This is a genomic window from Hymenobacter lutimineralis (assembly GCF_008271285.1).
GTDB lineage: Bacteria > Bacteroidota > Bacteroidia > Cytophagales > Hymenobacteraceae > Hymenobacter > Hymenobacter lutimineralis.
Window position 1 is genome coordinate 21,436 of record NZ_VTHL01000027.1, and the last position, 15,707, is coordinate 37,142.

A 15,707-nucleotide genomic window follows, 5' to 3' on the forward strand; every position below is an offset into this window, starting at 1 on the left:
GCTATTCGGCTGCGGCCAGTTCTTCCCGCAGTTTTTTGGGCAGGGAAGCACGCACCAGCTCGTAGGAATGATCTATCAGCTCACGTAGCTGCGCCTCGGGAATGCCCGTGCCAACCAGCACGGTGTTCCAGTGCTTTTTGTTCATGTGGTAGCCCGGCAGCACGTAGTCGTGCTGCTCGCGCAGCTCGGCGGCCCGCTCCGGGTCACACTTCAGGTTGATACTCCCGAACGTATCAATATCGGTAAGGGCGAAGACTTTACCGCCGACTTTGAACACCAGGGTTTCGGGCCCAAACGGAGTTTCTTCGCTTACACCCGCTTTGAGCAGGCAGTAGTCGCGGAAGTCTTCGATGTTCATGAATTAGCGAATAAACCAGCGGTAGATCAGCACCACCAAGCCGACCAGAAACATGGCCATGCTCAGCTTATTGATAAAGTGCATGGTCCGCAGGTTGAAGTTGGTGTGGCGGGTAGGGTCTGGCTTACGAAAGAAATAGCCCAGAGCCGGGCCGAAATTAAACAGGTCTTTGCGCATGGGAAGTGCTTATCTGGTACACGAAGATAACATAGCCAGGCGCAGAAAGATTTAGGTTTTCCGCTATTTAATCTACTGCTGCCTGGGCTGCAACCCTGCCGAAAGGCGGGCGTCGTTTCGGCCTTATCTTTGGTTTCCAGCTCCCCCGTAACGCTTTGCTTCCATGAAACATCTGCTACTCGTAGCCTTCCTGCTCAACGCCCTGCCCGCTGCCCACGCCCAAAAATCGACCTACGACGCCGACGCGGCCAAGAAAACCATCACCACGTTTTTTGAGGGCCTGCGCAAGGGCGACAGCACCTTGGTGCGCAGTACGCTGGCCCCGGGTGTGGTGCTGCAAACCATCAGCAACCGGGGAGGAAAAACGCAGGTGCTGGTGGAAAGCCCCAAGGAGTTTTTGAAGGCAGTAGGTACGCCCCACAACGCCGTGTGGGATGAGCGCATCACCTTCGATAAGGTGCTGATTGACGCCAACCTGGCCAGCGTCTGGACGCCCTATGAGTTCTATCTGGGCACCTCCTTCAGCCACTGCGGCTACAATTCCTTTCAGTTGGTGAAGCTGGCCGAGGGCTGGAAAATCGTGCACATCATCGACACCCGCCGCAAGGAAAAGTGTAAGTAGCAAAGCTTTGGCCTGCCGCCCAGCAGTAATCCTGAGCGGAGCGAAGGACCTGCTCACGCCAGAACAGCAGGCGTGAGCAGGTCCTTCGCTCCGCTCAGGATGACAGGAAAGGCTACTTTTTCGCCGCAGCCACAATATCCGGCACTTCCAATACAGGTTTCGCGTAGCCGCGCTGCGACACGTGTAACATGGCCTGGCCCAACTCTACCAATGTAGAGGCATATTTGGGGCCCAGCCCCCGCACCACCGGGTACAGCCAGCTGAAATACTTGTAGTACGACAGCACGTGCCGCTGGCCCGGGGTGGTTTTCAGAAAGCCGGGGCGGAACATGTAGGCTTGGCGGAAACCCATGACCCGCAATGCATTTTCGGTTTCGCCCTTCACGCGGGCCCACATCTGGCGGCTGCGCAGCGTATCGTCGGTGCCCGCGCCCGATACTTAGCAGAACGTGAGGCCGGGGTTACGGGGCAGCAAAGTTTGGGCGAAGTGGAGGGTTAGGTCCTGGGTGAGGCGGCGGTACTCGGGCTCCTTCATCCCCACCGACGACACACCCAGGCAGAAAAAGCAGGCGTTATAGCCCGTCAGTTGGTCCTGTACGGGTGTCAGATTTTGAAAATCTGAGTGGATGATTTCCCGCAGCTTGGGGTGGGTGTGGCCGCTCGGCCGCCGACTAATGCTGAGCACCTCCTCTACTTCGGGGCTGTTCAGGCATTCCAGCAGCACCCCCTCGCCCACCATGCCGGTGGCCCCGGTTAAAATTACACGTAGTTTCATGGAAGGGCAGACGGACGAGCGGCATGGATGTTTTACGCTTCGTCCGGGCTCCTGTCGCCGGTAAACCCCGCGCCGGTATACTCAGCAGCTCCGTAGGCATCAATCGGGTAGTCCTCCACAAACTGAGTGTTCCAGAAAAACTGCCCTAGGGAACAATTTAGTTTGATGAAGAACTTGCGGGGATCTTCGGCTTCTTCTTCCCAGAAATAGTCGTGAAAAAGGTAGCCCACCTGCGAATCCTCAATATCCAGTGCCAGCGGGTCACCGGTTGAACCAGCTCCAACCGACAGCAGACCGGCTTGCAGGGCCCGTTGAAAATCGTCTTCCCAGTCCAGTCTCTTTTTCAGGCTATTGGCTTGGTCGAGATGCACTTCCCCGATTGCCAGGTCAGTATCGAAGGAGAACTCGGCCAAGAATTGCTGTACCTCCGCCGAAACGCCCCACTGGCGAAGAAGTTCAGCATTTTCGGGGCGTAACGGCTCCGGATGCTTCCGCCAGTTGCTGTCGGCTTCCTCCAGCACCGTCTGCATTTTTTGCTTATCTGTCATAATGGTACGCATGCCTTCGGTCAACCATCTTGCGCCAGCAAGCCGTAACGGGCCAGCGTTGCGTCTAGCCTCTTTTAAAAGATGCTGGCTGTCAGAATTCAAATAGAAATCCAGCACCGTTTCTTTCGATTTCAAGACAAAACGGGATTGGAGCATACAGCCCAATCCCGTTTTCATCGGGTTATTCACCCTACTACCCCACCACCGGTTCTTCCAGCCGTACCGGCTCAAGCCAGCGGCCGTCTTCGCGCATAAGCTCAATCAACTCATCTACCGCACGCTCCTCGGGCACGGCTTTCTTGATGACTTCCTGGCCGCGGTAGAGGGCAATTTTGCCTTTGCCGACGCCCACGTAGCCGTAGTCGGCGTCGGCCATTTCGCCGGGGCCGTTCACAATGCAGCCCATAATCCCAATCTTCACGCCCTTCAGGTGGTCGGTGCGCTTGCGGATCATGGCGGTGGTTTCCTGCAGGTCGAACAGGGTGCGGCCGCAGCTAGGGCAGCTGATGTACTCGGTCTTGCTCATGCGCGTGCGCGCCGCCTGCAGAATCCCGAAGGAAAGCTGGTTGAGCTGATCTAGGGTCGTGAGCCACTCCTGTTTCGGACGCTCGGGCAGCAGTTCGGTGCTGAGCACCACCCCGTCCCCGAGGCCATCAAGGAGCAGGCCGCCCACGTCGGTGGCGGCGTAGAGCTGGGTCTGCGCGGGCGTGAGCTCGGGGTACTGGCGGTTGATGATAACCGGATTAGTGATACCGTTATGCAGCAGCTCGAAGAATGCCCGGCGGATTTCGGGCATGGCGTGGGCATTGTCGGTGTAGAGAATGACAACGGCCGTAGCGTCCAGCCGGAGCTGGTCGAGGGCAGCAGGCGTGAGCGAGTCCAGGTTGTGGAAGACGAAGTTCAACTCCGGGTGCCGGGCCCCCACTACGGCGTAATCGGCCTGGGTGAGCACGGGAAAATGGTCGGTGCGGCGGCCCGCGTCGAGCCAAGCGCTGTAATCCACCACTTCCTTCAGGCCATTAGGCAGCATAAACGGCACCGGGCGCTGACCCGAGTACACGTAGTCGGCGCCCAGGTCATTCATCTGGAACTTGTCGAGAAAAGACGAATAGAGGTGGCCGACTGCGCGCAGATCGGCATATTCTACCGAGGAGAGCCGCGAAAGATCGACCAGCACGCGGGGTACGTTCTGCCCGCCCAGGTTGAGCACTTCGTGGGTATGGCGGCGGTGGTACTGGAAGGGGTCGATGGGCACCTGGGTAACCGGCTGTATCGGCTTGGCCTCGGCGGCGCGGTTCGTGTACCGGTCGATGAGGGCGCGGGCCACGGGAGCTTCGGCTTCGGGAGCTTCCGTAAGCGAAACGCGCACGGTGTCGCCGAGGCCATCTTCCAGCAGGGTGCCGATGCCCACGGCCGACTTGATACGGCCGTCTTCGGCCTCGCCCGCTTCCGTCACGCCCAGGTGCAGCGGGTACGGCTGCAGCCCTTCTTCGTCGAGCTTCTGCACCAGCATGCGGTAGGCCTGCACCATCACCTGGGTGTTGGAGGCCTTCATGCTCAGCACCACGTCGTAGTAGTTTTCTTCCTCGCAGAGCCGCAAAAACTCCAGGGCTGATTCCACCATGCCCAGGGGCGTGTCGCCGTAGCGGCTCAGAATCCGGTCCGACAACGAACCGTGGTTGGTACCGATGCGCATGGCCGTGCCATATTGCTTGCAGATCTGCACCAGGGGGCGGAACCGCTCCCGGATGCGCTCCACCTCGGCGGCGTAGGAGGCATCGGTGTAGTCGATGACGTCGAACTTCTTTTTATCGGCGTAGTTGCCGGGGTTCACGCGCACTTTCTCCACGATACGGGCAGCCAGTTCGGCGGCGTTGGGCGTGAAGTGAATATCAGCAATGAGCGGCACGTTGCAGCCCCGCTTGCGCAACTCCTTCTTGATTTCCAGCAGGTTCTGGGCTTCCTTCACGCTGGGGGCCGTAATGCGCACGTACTCGCAGCCAGCCTCCACCATGCGCAGGGTCTGCTCCACCGAGCCCAGCGTGTCCATGGTGTCCACGGTGGTCATGCTCTGCACCCGGATGGGGTTGAGGCCACCCAGGGGCAGGTCGCCGATTTTCACTTCCCGGGAGAGGCGGCGCTTGTATTCGGTGAGGCTGGGGCAATACGTCTTGTTCATAGAAAGGGAAACCGACGACGAAAGGCGAAAGTTGCGGGAGAAAGGCGGTACCAGCCGCAAAGGTACGAGCCAGCCGCTACGTTTAGCAGCGCCGTTCTCCGGCCCACCACCGCCGCAGGCGGCGCAGCGGGTGTTGCTTTTTGTATCGTACAACTCGAACGCAGTTACTACCTTGCCGCGGCTCCCCGCTTCTCATCTCCCTTCTCGCCCAGCCTGCATGTCTGAGTTCAATTCTTCGCGCCGTTACTTTCTGAAACTGACCGGGTTTTCGCTGGCCGCGCTGCCCCTGGCCCTTTCCGGGTGCGCGGCCGCCCTGCCCGGTTCCCGCAAAGCGCCTTCGTATCTGGTGTACGTGGGTACCTACGCCGCTGCCGACGCCGACAGCCTGTTTCTGTACCGGCTGAATGCGGAAACCGGCGCCCTCACCCGCGTAGGCGCCACCAAAGCCGGCCCCAACCCCACTTACCTGACCCTGGATCCGCAGCAGCGCCTGCTGTACACCGCCAACGAAACCGAGGAATACAAGGGCATGAAGAGCGGCTCGGTACGGGCCTTTGCCGTCGACCGCAAAACCGGCGGCCTCACCCTGCTCAATGAGCAGTCGTCGTTTGGGCCGGGGCCGTGCTACGTCAGCCTCGACCACTCGCGCCGCCTGGCCTTGGTGGCCAACTACGGCGGGGGCAGCGTGTGCGCCCTGCCCGTGCAGGCCGATGGCCGCCTGGGTGCGCCCTCGGCCACCCGGCAGCACACCGGCTCGGGGCCCCACAAAAACCAGAACGTACCCCACGCCCACTGCTTCCTGCCCGACCCTGCCAACCGCTTTGCCCTGGCCGTGGACCTGGGCATCGACCAGGTGGTGGCCTACCCGCTGGCGCCGGGTACGGGCAAATTTCTCAACACCCCCACCACGGCCTTCACCACCGCGCCGGGTGCCGGGCCGCGCCACCTCGTCTTTCACCCCAACCAGCGCTGGGCCTACCTCATCAACGAGCTGAACTCCACCGTCACGGCCCTGAGCTACGATGCCGCCCAGGGCAAATTCAGCGAGCTGCACACCCTGCCCACGCTGCCCGCCAACTTTACCGCGTGGAATGCCTGCGCCGATATTCATGTGTCGCCCAACGGCCGGTTTCTCTACGCCTCCAACCGGGGCCACAACAGCATTGTGGTCTACGCCATTGACCAGGCCAGCGGGAAGCTCACCTGGGTGCAGCACGCCGATACGCAGGGCAGGATTCCGCGCAACTTTGCCCTCGACCCCAGCGGCCGCGTGGCGCTGGTAGCCAATCAGCAGACCAACAATATCGTCACCTACCGCATTGATGAAAAGACCGGCCAGCTTGCTGCTACCGGCACGTCGGTGGAAGTGTCGGCACCGGTGTGCCTGCAGGTGGTGCCGGATTTTCTGGCCTAGCGTGGCTGGGAACGTGCTGATGCCCTGCTCGCCATAACAGCCATTGCATCAGCACATTCACCCCATATTGGCACATTACTCCCCGACCTCCAATACGATTTTACCGATGTGCGCGCTGCTTTCCATGAGCTGATGCGCCGCTACGGCCTCGGCCAGCGGGAAGCGCCGGTAAATGACGGGCCGGAACCGGCCGGCCGCCAGCAGCGGCCACACGTGCTGCTCCACCGTGGCGGCCAGCGCGGCTTTGAACTCGGCGGAGCGGGGGCGCAGGGTGCTGCCCGTGACGGTGAGGCGGCGGCGCATCATGTCCAGGGCATTGAACTCGGCTTTGGGGCCCTGCATGGCGTTGATGAACACCAAGCGGCCATCCTCCTTGAGCAGGCGCAGGTTCTTGGGGGTATAGTCGCCGCCAATCATGTCCAGCACCACGTCTACGCCCTGGTCTTTCAGTTCGGCTTCGAAATCCTCGGTCTTGTAGTTGAAGCAGCGCGTAGCTCCCAGCTTTTCGCAGGCGCGGCATTTCTCGTCGGAGCCGGCCGTGGCAAACACCGGGGAGCCCAGCGCCGCTGCCAGCTGAATGGCCGTAACGCCGATGCCGCTGCTGCCGCCGTGCACCAGCAGGGTTTCGCCGGGTTGCAGCTGCCCCCGCTGAAACACGTTGTGCCACACGGTGAATACCGTTTCGGGCAGCGTGGCGGCTTCGGCCATGCTCCAGCCGGGGGGCACGGGCAAGCAGTGGCGGGCATCCACCACGGCGTATTCGGCGTAGCCACCCGCGGCCAGCAGGGCGCACACCGCGTCGCCGGGGTGCCAGCGCCCGACCTCCGCTCCCACGGCCTCCACAATGCCGGCTATTTCCAGCCCCGGCACGGTGCCCGCTACGTCGCCGCTGCCGGCGTATTTGCCCTGGCGCAAAAGCACGTCGGGGCGGTTGACGCCGGCGGCCTGCACGCGCACCAGCACCTGGTGCGGGGCCGGCTCGGGTATATCGGCAGAAGTAAGCTGCAAGACTTCAGGGCCGCCGGGCTGGGTAATGATGATCTGATGCATAAAAAGAGAAAAAGGCAGGGCTATAAAGTTGCGTTACCGGCAGACCGCCTACGTCACCTACGCCAGCGGGCAGTGGTAGTTTCGGCAGGTTTTGGCCGGTACTGCTTGTCCGCCCGGCGGCAGGCTGCGTACTTGCAGGCCTTACTGCTTTGCCCACCCTTATGAAAGACCGCCCCATCTGGATTACCCTGCTTGGCAATATGACCAAGGCTACCGGCCTAGCCGCCTGGCAAACCGGCCGCCTGTTTCGCAAAGCCGCCGCGGCCGCCCTGGAGTCGGTGCAGGAAGTGCTACGGGCGGAAGTGAAGAAAGGCAATGGCCGGCTAGTACAAGACTTTCTGGCCAACAAAGCCCTGCCGGCGGCACGGGCCCTGCTGCTGGAGCGCATGGCGGCCCGGCTGCTGGTGCGCATTGGGCTGCGCGGGGCCCTGGCCTCCAGCGTGGTCGGCTGGATTTTGCCTTTTGTGGTAGAGCAGCTGGTGAAAGTTGCGCAGCGCACGGGGGTAATCGATAAGCTCAGGGCTCACCCCGCCGTGGCCGATACGCTCACGCGCCTCGATGAGCTGAAGCGCGCCGCCTGGAAAACGCTGGTGCCGGATGCCGGCAGCGGCGCCGAAGTGCTGCCCGATGACGCCGAAGGCCCACGGCTGCTTTCCTGACCGGGCTTCAGCGCTGAGTATGCCTTAGCCGGAAGGAACCGTTATCCTATCCCAGAATTCCCTTGTTTCAGGCCCGCAACGTGGTTTTTGTCAACTCCCGGCGCAATCGGATGGCCGAAACTGAGCGTTTCCCGTATAGCCAACCTTCACCAGCTTTACGACCTTTATGAAACTCTCTTTCAAGTCTCTCGTGTTGTTTTCGGCATTTGCCGCCTTTGCTACCACCTCCTGCTCGGAGCGCCAGCAGGAAAACACGGAAGCCGCCACCGAAAATGCCGTGGATCAGGCCGGCGACGCTACCAGCGAAGCCGCCAATGAAGTGCAGGCTGACATGGCTACCGAGCCCGGTGACACGGCCGTAGTGCAGAACAAAGAAGCCGACAAACTCGTGGAGAAAGTACCCGCTACGCCGCAGAACTAGTTACTGCCTTTTATCCGCAAAGCTCCTGCTCAAACCTTGGTTTGGGCAGGAGCTTTTGTTTTATTCCTGCCCGCTGCTGCCTTGGGCTGTTACCAGCCCCCGTGTACGTATCTTGAGGCCGTTTCGCCCCGGAAAGTTATTTCGGTGGTCTTCGCCTTGCTTTTATGTTCGCTCGTACCTGGTTGTGGCTAGCTGCCTGCTTTCTTTCGGTTCCGGCTTGGGCGGGGGGCCCGGCTCCGGCTGCTCCTCCCACGTTGGCCGACCAGTTTGTTGAGTTTTTTGCCCGCCTGCTTTCGCCCTGGGGGTTTCCAGCACGCTGGCACTGCGGGCACTGGACCAGCTTCCACGGCTGGCTCTACATCGTGTCCGATCTGATGATCTGGGCGGCTTACTTCGCTATTCCTTTCCTGCTGATCAACTTTATCCGGCAGCGCCGCGACATGCCCTTCAACCGCCTGTTCTGGCTTTTTGGGCTGTTTATTTTTGCCTGCGGCGCCACGCATTTGCTCGACGCCCTGATTTTCTGGGTGCCCGTTTACCGGCTGAGCGGCCTCGTCCGGCTGATTACGGCCCTGGCCTCCTGGGGCACGGTGCTGGCCCTGTTTGGGGTGATTCCCAAAGCCCTCCTGCTGAAAACGCCCACCGAGCTGGAAAGTATCGTTCAGGCACGCACCACGGAGCTGGCTGCCACCAACCAGCAGCTCCAGGACGTGGCCGCCCAGCTCCGGCAGCAGAACGCCACGCTGGCCCGCACCAACCGCGACCTGGACACCTTCGTGTATACAGCCTCCCACGACCTGAAGCAACCCGTGCTGAACCTGTCGGGCCTGCTGGAGGAACTCACGCGCACGGCTACCTTCGCCGAACCCGAGGCCGGCCCCATGCTGAAGATGGTGGATGCGTCGCTCAACCAGCTGCTGGGTACTATTCAGTCCCTGGCAGAAGTGGTGCAGGTGCAGCGCCCGGCCCACCTGCTCCCTCCCGAGCCGGTAGAGCTGCAGCCCTTGGTGGAGGAAGTGCTCCGCAACGTGCAGAATCTGCATCCTAACACCGCTACCTGGACGCTGGCCTTGGCCAACATTCCGGCCCTGCACCTGGAGCCGGCCACCCTACGCAGCGTGCTGTATAACCTGCTCAGCAATGCCGTGAAGTACGCCGACCCCACCCGCCCCGCCCAGATTGAGGTGCGCACGGAATGGCAGCACGGCCAGCCCACCCTTGTGGTCCAGGACAACGGCCTGGGCATCGACCTGACCCGGCACGGCACGGAGCTGTTTAAATTATTCCGGCGCTTTCATGACCATATTCCCGGCACCGGGCTGGGTCTCTATCTGGTGCAGCGCCAGCTGGAGCAGGCCGGAGGGCATCTGGAGGTGGAGAGTGAGGTAGGAAAAGGCTCCACTTTCCGGGTGGTACTGCCGGCCCCCACAAGGCCAGGGCCTGGCTCTGCGCCTACTCAGTAGCAATAAAGCCAGCCCGGCTACCCGGGAAAATCGGCCCGCTGGGGCTGTAGGCACGCGTTGGCGGTCGGCTGCGGAAACCGGACGCCAGAAAAATATCGGCGGGTCGAAATCCGGCTGGCCCAACACTACGCACTTACCAATACCTTAGGGTGCGCCTTTTCTCGTTTAGCCTCCGCCGCTGCCGTGTCCACCTCTTTCGCTGACGTTTCTTTCGTGTTTGACGCACTGCCGGGCTCCGTGCTCCTGCTGCAGGCCAATGCGCCGGACTTTACGCTACTGGCCCTCAGCGACGACCTGCTGCCCCGCCTTGCCTCCACCCGAGCGGAGGTAGTAGGCCGCAGCCTCTGGGCCGTGTGTACTGCCAACCCGGCCCTACCCGGCGCCGCCAAGCCAGCCGGCCTGGCCAGCGCCTTGCAGCATGCCCTGCTTACCCGGCAAGCCACCCAGTACGCCATCGGGCCGGGCTGGAGCCCCCACGAAGAGGAGGCCAACTGGGTAACCCACATCCGGCCGGTGTCCGATGCAACCGGGGAAGTTCGCTACCTGGTGCTCAGCTTCAGCCACGGCGGGCGGCTACCAGCGGCGGGTGTTCTGCAAGGGCAGGAAAGTGCTTCTTACGACCAAACCCTGCTTGAAGCGTGCCCCATTGCCACGGCGCTTTACTTAGGCCCGGAAATACGGGTGCAGTACGCCAATGCCTTGATGCTGGAGTACTGGGGCAAGGACCCATCGGTAGTGGGCAAAACTTTCTGCGAAGCGCTGCCGGGACCGGAGAGCCGCGCCTTCCAAGCCCGGCTGGAGCAGGTATATGCTACCGGAGAGGCCTACGCGGGGGTATACGAAAAGGCTGCTGTACTGACAGACGGGGCAGCGCACACTGCCTATTTCGATTTTACCTGCAAGCCCCTGCGCACCCCCCAGGGCCACGTGTACGGCATTCATCACACGGCCACCGACGTAACGGATGAGGTGCTGACCCGCCAAAAAAGTGAGGCCCGCCGGGAGGAGCTGGAGTGGTTTAAATTCATGGCCGATCAGGCCCGCGACTTATTTATCCTGGTGCGCGAGAATGGCACTTTTGCTTACCTGAACACCCAGGCGCTGGAAACCTGGGGCTACACCGCCCGGGAAGCCCAGCAACTGCACGTAGCCGACATCGACCCCACGTACCAACCCAGAATGTTTGCCCTGGGCTTTGCCAAGGCCCAGCGCGAAATCATTCCCCCTTTCGAAACCCTGCACAAGCGCAAGGACGGACACGTGTTTCCGGTGGAAGTGAGCATGAATGCACTGGTGCTGGGCGGCAAGCCCCACCTGCTGGCCGTAGCCCGCGACATCACCCAGAAAAAGCGCGACCTGGAGGCCCTGCAGGAAAGTGAAGAGCGGTTCCGCATCATGGCCGACGCCGCCCCCAGCCAGGTGTGGGCCGTGCACCCGGATTCGTCGGTGCGCTACGTGAACCGTACGTTTCTGGAGTTTGTGGGCCTCGACCTGCCTCAATACCTGGCGAAAGGCTGGTTTTCCTTTTTACACCCCAGCGAGGCGGCCTTTGCCCAGCGCACCCTGGAGCAGGCCATTGACGAGCGGAAACCTTACAGTTTGGAGCACCGCATGCGGCGCCACGATGGCGTGTACCGCTGGTTTCTCTCCCAGGGCGCCCCCAGCTACTACGCCAACGGAGAGCTGTACGGCTACGTGGGCGCCGCCATCGACATCACGGAGCTCAAGCTGGCCAACGAGCAGCTGGTCCGGATAAATAACGACCTGGACAATTTTGTGTACACGGCCTCCCACGACCTGAAGGCCCCCATCAGCAACATCGAAGGCCTGCTCCACGCCCTGCTGCGCGTGCTCCCCCCGGAAACGCTGCAGTCGGAACAGGTGCTGCAGCTCACGGCACTCATGCAGGAGTCGGTGGAGCGGTTCAGCAAGACCATTGCCAACCTCACGGACGTAGCCAAGCTGCAAAAAGAACACAGCGCCGAAGCCGTGCCCGTGCAGCTGGCCACCGCCATTCGGGAAGTGCTCCTGGACCTGCAACCCCAGCTCGGCCGCGGGCACCTGCAGGTGGAAGTTGACGAAACCATCACCATCCGCTTTTCCGAGAAAAACATCCGCTCCGTGGTGTACAACCTGCTTAGCAACGCCCTTAAATATTGCGCCCCGGAGCGGGAGCCCCACATTGTAGTGCGCTGCGAAGCCCGGGACGAGCACCACGTGCTCACGGTGGCCGATAATGGGCTGGGACTGGATGCCAACCAGCAGCGCCAGCTGTTCATTATGTTCAAGCGCCTACACAGCCACGTAGAAGGTTCGGGCGTTGGACTCTACATGGTCAAGAAGATTATGGAAAACAGTGGGGGCCGCATTGAGGTGGAAAGCACGCCGGGCCTGGGGTCCACGTTCCGGGTGTACTTTGCCCGCTAACCCCGCAGTGATTCAGCACGAGTCATAAACAGAGCAAGCCCCATCCGGCGTGGGCCGAACGGGGCTTGCAGTAGTTTAAGCAAACACGCTTATTGCTTGTCTTCCAGCTTTTTTAGCCGGTCGTAGGTTTTCTGGGAAAGCTCGTACTGATGCTGCACGGCCACCCGGATGGAGCCGGTGCGGGTGCCTTGCTCCAGGGCGTCTTCGTAGGCTTTCAAAGCCCACTCCTCCCCGTACACATTGGAGCCCAGGATGGCTTTTTCGCTCCGGCCCGTGAGCAGGGCCTTGGCGTCCATCCAGCCTCGGTAAAGCTTGCCTTTCAGCGTGGTGCTCGTTTCCGTGGGCTCCCCCTGCGCCCGCAGGGCGGCATTCAGCTCGTTGGAGAACTGCTGACTCTGGCTGACCAACTGCTTGTAGTAGCCCGTCAGCTCGGCATCGGTGCTTTCGGCGGCCGCGCGCTGGTACCCTTCTATCCGGTCGTTTACGAAATACAGCAGCTCCCGCAGCGTGTCGGCCTGGTTGGTTTGCGAAGCGGTTTTATTGCGGCGCGCCAGGTAGCCTACCCCGGCTACGAGCAGGGCCCCACCCACCACCTTCTGCAGGGTGCTGAGTTTGTTGAGGCTGGCGGCCGAACGGCCCAGCAGGTCGCCCATGGTTCCTTGGGTAAAACGCGTTGCAGTAGCCGGGCCCGCCGCGCGTTGCGCGGTGCGGGCCGTGGGGTAAGATGATGCGGACTGGTTCATAGGTCTAGCGTAGGATGGTGAAAAACACCTTGCTCTACGACCTAGTTAAGCAGTTAGTTATGTTGAGCTTAGCCACTTGTTCCGGCCACACTGCTGCCGGGGCTGCCTGTTCTCTTTGACCCGAAACACGACCAGGACTTGCTTGTGCGACCGAAAAGTGTAAGTTTGGTGCCAATGCTCCGGTATATTCTTCATGGAAATCCACCCCGAACTTGTTACCATTCGCCGGCAGATGCGCCAGCTGTTTCATGAGCGGGCGGAGCTGGGCACCCTCGACACGTTGCGCCAGCAGTGGCAGCAGACCCTGAAAGCCTTGCAGCAGCAGGCGCTGGAGCCGCAGGTAGCCCTGCGCGTGGCCAACAGTCTTACGCAGCTGGCCGCCCTGGAGCAGCCCGCCTCGGTTTTCTGGTCGAGCCAGGCCCGGCGGCAGCAGCTGGAAAATGCCCTTATTCGCGCCGTGCAGGAGCTATAGCCTCCGGCCTACCCCCACCACTACGGTCCAGCTACACCGGCCCTGGCCTCGCCGGTGCCGGCCCGCCCCCCAGCGGCCCCGCGGATTTTTGACGCCAAATAGGCGGCCTGCGCGTGTACATCCGCTTTCGTTTGGCTAAGTTCGCAGCGGCTTAGGCCGGCTACACGTGTCCTTTTTGCTTTGCTGGACCCGTACCGCGCTGCTTGCTCCTACTTCACCTACAGCACACAATCTCCATGCTGCTTTCTTCTTTTACCGGTTTTTTACCGCCCCGGATGGCCCGGCAACTGCTGGCTATCTGTGGCCTTGCGCTGCTGAGCCCGGCCGCTCTGGCCGAAGAGCTCAAGTCGCCCAACGGGCAGCTTACCCTCAACTTCGACCTGCAGGCCGGCGGGGTGCCCACTTACCGGCTTACCTACAAGGGCCGCGACGTTATCAAGGCCAGCAAGCTGGGCCTGGAGCTGAAGGGCACCACCAGCCTGCAAAGTGGCTTTGCGCAAACCGACAAGCAAACCCGCTCCTTCGACGAAACCTGGCAGCCGGTGTGGGGCGAGGCCAAAACCATCCGCAACCACTACAACGAGCTGGCTGTGACGCTCACGCAGGCCGAAACCCAGCGCACCATCCGCGTCCGGTTTCGGGTGTTCGACGACGGGCTGGGTTTCCGCTACGAGTTTCCGCGCCAGCCCAAGCTCGACTACTTTACCATCAAGGAGGAGCGCACCCAGTTTGCCCTGGCCGGCGACCATAAGGCCTTCTGGCTACCCGGCGACTACGACACCCAGGAGTACAGCACCGTTACGTCGAAGCTCTCGGAGGTGCGCGGCAAGATGAAGGCCGCCGTGACGCCAAACGCCTCCCAGACGACCTTTTCGCCTACCGGCCTGCAAACCCCGCTCATGCTCAAAAGCCAGGACGGGCTTTACATCAACATTCACGAGGCCGCCCTCATCGACTACAGTTGCATGCACCTTGACTTGGACGACAAGAACATGGTGCTGGAAAGCCACCTGACGCCCGACGCGGTGGGCGACAAAGGCCTGATTCAGACCCCGGCCAACTCGCCCTGGCGCACGGTGATTGTGAGTGATAAAGCCGGCGACATCCTGCTCTCCAAGCTGGTGCTGAACCTCAACGAGCCCACCAAGTTCAAGGATGTGTCGTGGATCAAGCCGGTGAAGTACGTGGGCGTGTGGTGGGAAATGATTACGGGCAAGAGCACGTGGTCGTACACCAACATGGACAACATCAAGCTCGACTCGGTAGACTACCAGAAGGTGAAGCCCAACGGCACCCACGCCGCCAACACGGCCCACGTGAAGGAGTACATCGACTTTGCCGCCCAGCATGGGTTTGATGCCGTGCTGGTAGAAGGCTGGAACACGGGCTGGGAAGACTGGTTTGGCAAGCACAAGGACTACGTGTTCGACTTCGTGACCCCCTACCCCGATTTTGACGTGGCCGAGCTGAGCCGCTACGCCGCCACCAAGGGCGTGAAAATCATCATGCACCACGAAACCTCGGGCTCGGTGCGCAACTACGAGCGGCACCTGGATGAGGCGTTTCAGTTCATGAACAAGTACGGCTACAACGCGGTGAAAACCGGCTACGTGGGCGACATCGTGCCCCTGGGCCACCACCACTACGACCAGTGGGTAAACAACCACTACCAGTACGTGCTGGAAAAGGCCGCCGACTATAAAATCATGGTAAACGGCCACGAAGCCGTGCGCCCCACCGGCCTGGCCCGCACCTACCCCAACCTGATTGGCAACGAGGCCGCCCGGGGCACGGAGTACGAATCCTTCGGCGGCAACAACGCCGACCACACCACCATCCTGCCCTTTACCCGCCTCATTGGGGGCCCCATGGACTACACGCCCGGCATCTTCCAGACCAAGGTGAGTGCCTACAACCCGCAGAACACGTCCTTCGTGCACAGCACCCTGGCCCGGCAGCTGGCCCTGTACGTGACCATGTACTCGCCCCTGCAGATGGCCGCCGATCTGCCCGAAACCTACAACAAGCACCTCGACGCCTTCCAGTTCATCAAAGACGTGGCCGTGGACTGGGACGATACGAAAGTGCTGGAAGCCGAGCCCGGCGACTACATCACCTACGCCCGCAAGGCCAAGGGCAAGAGCAGCTGGTTTGTGGGCAGCACCTGCGACGAGAACGGGCGCACCTCGAAAATTGACCTGAGCTTCCTGGAGCCTGGCAAGAAATACGTGGCCACCATCTATGCCGACAGCAAGGGCGCCCACTACCAGTACAACCCGCAGGCCTACCAGATCCGCAAGCTGAACGTGACCAGCAAAACCAAGCTGACCCAGCTCTGCGCCCCCGGCGGCGGCTATGCTATCAGCCTGATAGAAGCGGGCCGCTAAACGGAAAGCCCA

The 15,707-nt window shown here is 61.4% G+C and carries 16 protein-coding genes; 8 read left to right on the forward strand and 8 right to left on the reverse strand.

All coding sequences use genetic code 11. The features are described 5' to 3' along the window. Window position 1: 1 nt before the first annotated feature. Complete coding sequence (locus tag FY528_RS18940; protein ID WP_149072601.1) at window positions 2-358, reverse strand: MmcQ/YjbR family DNA-binding protein; 357 nt, start codon at window positions 356-358, stop codon at window positions 2-4. A 3-nt stretch (window positions 359-361) separates the two neighbouring features. Continuing rightward, complete coding sequence (locus FY528_RS21345; RefSeq protein ID WP_168679896.1) at window positions 362-535, reverse strand: DUF6728 family protein; 174 nt, start codon at window positions 533-535, stop codon at window positions 362-364. Between the two features lie 163 nt (window positions 536-698). Here FY528_RS21345 and FY528_RS18945 point away from each other — a divergent pair, with 163 nt between their 5' ends. Next, window positions 699-1,157: a nuclear transport factor 2 family protein gene (locus FY528_RS18945; protein ID WP_149072602.1), complete on the forward strand. Its 459-nt coding sequence runs from the start codon at window positions 699-701 to the stop codon at window positions 1,155-1,157. 112 nt (window positions 1,158-1,269) lie between these two features. Here the strand turns inward: FY528_RS18945 and FY528_RS21760 are convergent, their stop codons facing one another. The 4 genes from FY528_RS21760 to ispG form a co-directional block, all read right to left on the reverse strand. After that, a complete protein-coding gene (locus FY528_RS21760; protein WP_308418678.1) occupies window positions 1,270-1,509 on the reverse strand; it encodes a hypothetical protein in 240 nt (79 codons plus the stop codon). A gap of 87 nt (window positions 1,510-1,596) precedes the next feature. Next, complete coding sequence (locus FY528_RS21765) at window positions 1,597-1,932, reverse strand: NAD-dependent epimerase/dehydratase family protein (RefSeq protein ID WP_308418679.1); 336 nt, start codon at window positions 1,930-1,932, stop codon at window positions 1,597-1,599. Window positions 1,933-1,964: 32 nt separating this feature from the next. Continuing rightward, window positions 1,965-2,615 (reverse strand): hypothetical protein, encoded by a 651-nt coding sequence (locus FY528_RS18955; protein ID WP_149072603.1) that lies wholly within the window; start codon window positions 2,613-2,615, stop codon window positions 1,965-1,967. 58 nt (window positions 2,616-2,673) lie between these two features. Continuing rightward, window positions 2,674-4,659 (reverse strand): (E)-4-hydroxy-3-methylbut-2-enyl-diphosphate synthase, encoded by a 1,986-nt coding sequence (ispG, locus tag FY528_RS18960; RefSeq protein ID WP_149072604.1) that lies wholly within the window; start codon window positions 4,657-4,659, stop codon window positions 2,674-2,676. 217 nt (window positions 4,660-4,876) lie between these two features. On the opposite strand from ispG, the gene FY528_RS18965 reads away from it, so the two are divergent. Beyond that, window positions 4,877-6,073 (forward strand): lactonase family protein, encoded by a 1,197-nt coding sequence (locus FY528_RS18965; protein ID WP_149072605.1) that lies wholly within the window; start codon window positions 4,877-4,879, stop codon window positions 6,071-6,073. A gap of 75 nt (window positions 6,074-6,148) precedes the next feature. Here FY528_RS18965 and FY528_RS18970 read toward each other — a convergent pair whose 3' ends face one another. Beyond that, window positions 6,149-7,123 (reverse strand): NAD(P)H-quinone oxidoreductase, encoded by a 975-nt coding sequence (locus FY528_RS18970; protein WP_149072606.1) that lies wholly within the window; start codon window positions 7,121-7,123, stop codon window positions 6,149-6,151. A 161-nt stretch (window positions 7,124-7,284) separates the two neighbouring features. Here FY528_RS18970 and FY528_RS18975 point away from each other — a divergent pair, with 161 nt between their 5' ends. From FY528_RS18975 to FY528_RS18990, 4 genes are all read left to right on the forward strand, one after another. Beyond that, window positions 7,285-7,782 (forward strand): hypothetical protein, encoded by a 498-nt coding sequence (locus FY528_RS18975; protein ID WP_149072607.1) that lies wholly within the window; start codon window positions 7,285-7,287, stop codon window positions 7,780-7,782. 166 nt (window positions 7,783-7,948) lie between these two features. Next, the gene (locus FY528_RS18980) at window positions 7,949-8,203 is read left to right on the forward strand and encodes a hypothetical protein (RefSeq protein WP_149072608.1); all 255 of its coding nucleotides are present in this window, start codon (window positions 7,949-7,951) and stop codon (window positions 8,201-8,203) included. A gap of 164 nt (window positions 8,204-8,367) precedes the next feature. Next, window positions 8,368-9,666 (forward strand): sensor histidine kinase, encoded by a 1,299-nt coding sequence (locus tag FY528_RS18985; protein ID WP_149072609.1) that lies wholly within the window; start codon window positions 8,368-8,370, stop codon window positions 9,664-9,666. Window positions 9,667-9,849: 183 nt separating this feature from the next. Beyond that, complete coding sequence (locus FY528_RS18990) at window positions 9,850-12,093, forward strand: PAS domain-containing sensor histidine kinase (protein WP_149072610.1); 2,244 nt, start codon at window positions 9,850-9,852, stop codon at window positions 12,091-12,093. A gap of 89 nt (window positions 12,094-12,182) precedes the next feature. Here the strand turns inward: FY528_RS18990 and FY528_RS18995 are convergent, their stop codons facing one another. Further along, a complete protein-coding gene (locus FY528_RS18995) occupies window positions 12,183-12,836 on the reverse strand; it encodes a PA2169 family four-helix-bundle protein (protein ID WP_149072611.1) in 654 nt (217 codons plus the stop codon). A 193-nt stretch (window positions 12,837-13,029) separates the two neighbouring features. Here FY528_RS18995 and FY528_RS19000 point away from each other — a divergent pair, with 193 nt between their 5' ends. Together FY528_RS19000 and FY528_RS19005 are read left to right on the forward strand one after the other, a co-directional pair. Beyond that, window positions 13,030-13,308, forward strand: coding sequence for a hypothetical protein (locus FY528_RS19000; protein WP_149072612.1), 279 nt, complete (start codon window positions 13,030-13,032; stop codon window positions 13,306-13,308). A 275-nt stretch (window positions 13,309-13,583) separates the two neighbouring features. Then, the gene (locus FY528_RS19005) at window positions 13,584-15,695 is read left to right on the forward strand and encodes a glycoside hydrolase family 97 protein (RefSeq protein WP_149072625.1); all 2,112 of its coding nucleotides are present in this window, start codon (window positions 13,584-13,586) and stop codon (window positions 15,693-15,695) included. Window positions 15,696-15,707 lie beyond the last annotated feature (12 nt).

Bases quoted from the DNA above. Each gene is read 5' to 3' on its own strand.
- FY528_RS18965 (WP_149072605.1), top strand. From the start codon at position 4,877: ATGTCTGAGTTCAATTCTTCGCGCCGTTACTTTCTGAAACTGACCGGG.
- FY528_RS18945 (WP_149072602.1), top strand. From the start codon at position 699: ATGAAACATCTGCTACTCGTAGCCTTCCTGCTCAACGCCCTGCCCGCT.
- FY528_RS18985 (WP_149072609.1), top strand. From the start codon at position 8,368: ATGTTCGCTCGTACCTGGTTGTGGCTAGCTGCCTGCTTTCTTTCGGTT.
- FY528_RS18970 (WP_149072606.1), bottom strand. From the start codon at position 7,123: ATGCATCAGATCATCATTACCCAGCCCGGCGGCCCTGAAGTCTTGCAG.
- FY528_RS21760 (WP_308418678.1), bottom strand. From the start codon at position 1,509: ATGGGTTTCCGCCAAGCCTACATGTTCCGCCCCGGCTTTCTGAAAACC.
- ispG (WP_149072604.1), bottom strand. From the start codon at position 4,659: ATGAACAAGACGTATTGCCCCAGCCTCACCGAATACAAGCGCCGCCTC.
- FY528_RS18980 (WP_149072608.1), top strand. From the start codon at position 7,949: ATGAAACTCTCTTTCAAGTCTCTCGTGTTGTTTTCGGCATTTGCCGCC.
- FY528_RS18995 (WP_149072611.1), bottom strand. From the start codon at position 12,836: ATGAACCAGTCCGCATCATCTTACCCCACGGCCCGCACCGCGCAACGC.
- FY528_RS21345 (WP_168679896.1), bottom strand. From the start codon at position 535: ATGCGCAAAGACCTGTTTAATTTCGGCCCGGCTCTGGGCTATTTCTTT.
- FY528_RS18940 (WP_149072601.1), bottom strand. From the start codon at position 358: ATGAACATCGAAGACTTCCGCGACTACTGCCTGCTCAAAGCGGGTGTA.
- FY528_RS19005 (WP_149072625.1), top strand. From the start codon at position 13,584: ATGGCCCGGCAACTGCTGGCTATCTGTGGCCTTGCGCTGCTGAGCCCG.
- FY528_RS21765 (WP_308418679.1), bottom strand. From the start codon at position 1,932: ATGAAACTACGTGTAATTTTAACCGGGGCCACCGGCATGGTGGGCGAG.
- FY528_RS18975 (WP_149072607.1), top strand. From the start codon at position 7,285: ATGAAAGACCGCCCCATCTGGATTACCCTGCTTGGCAATATGACCAAG.
- FY528_RS19000 (WP_149072612.1), top strand. From the start codon at position 13,030: ATGGAAATCCACCCCGAACTTGTTACCATTCGCCGGCAGATGCGCCAG.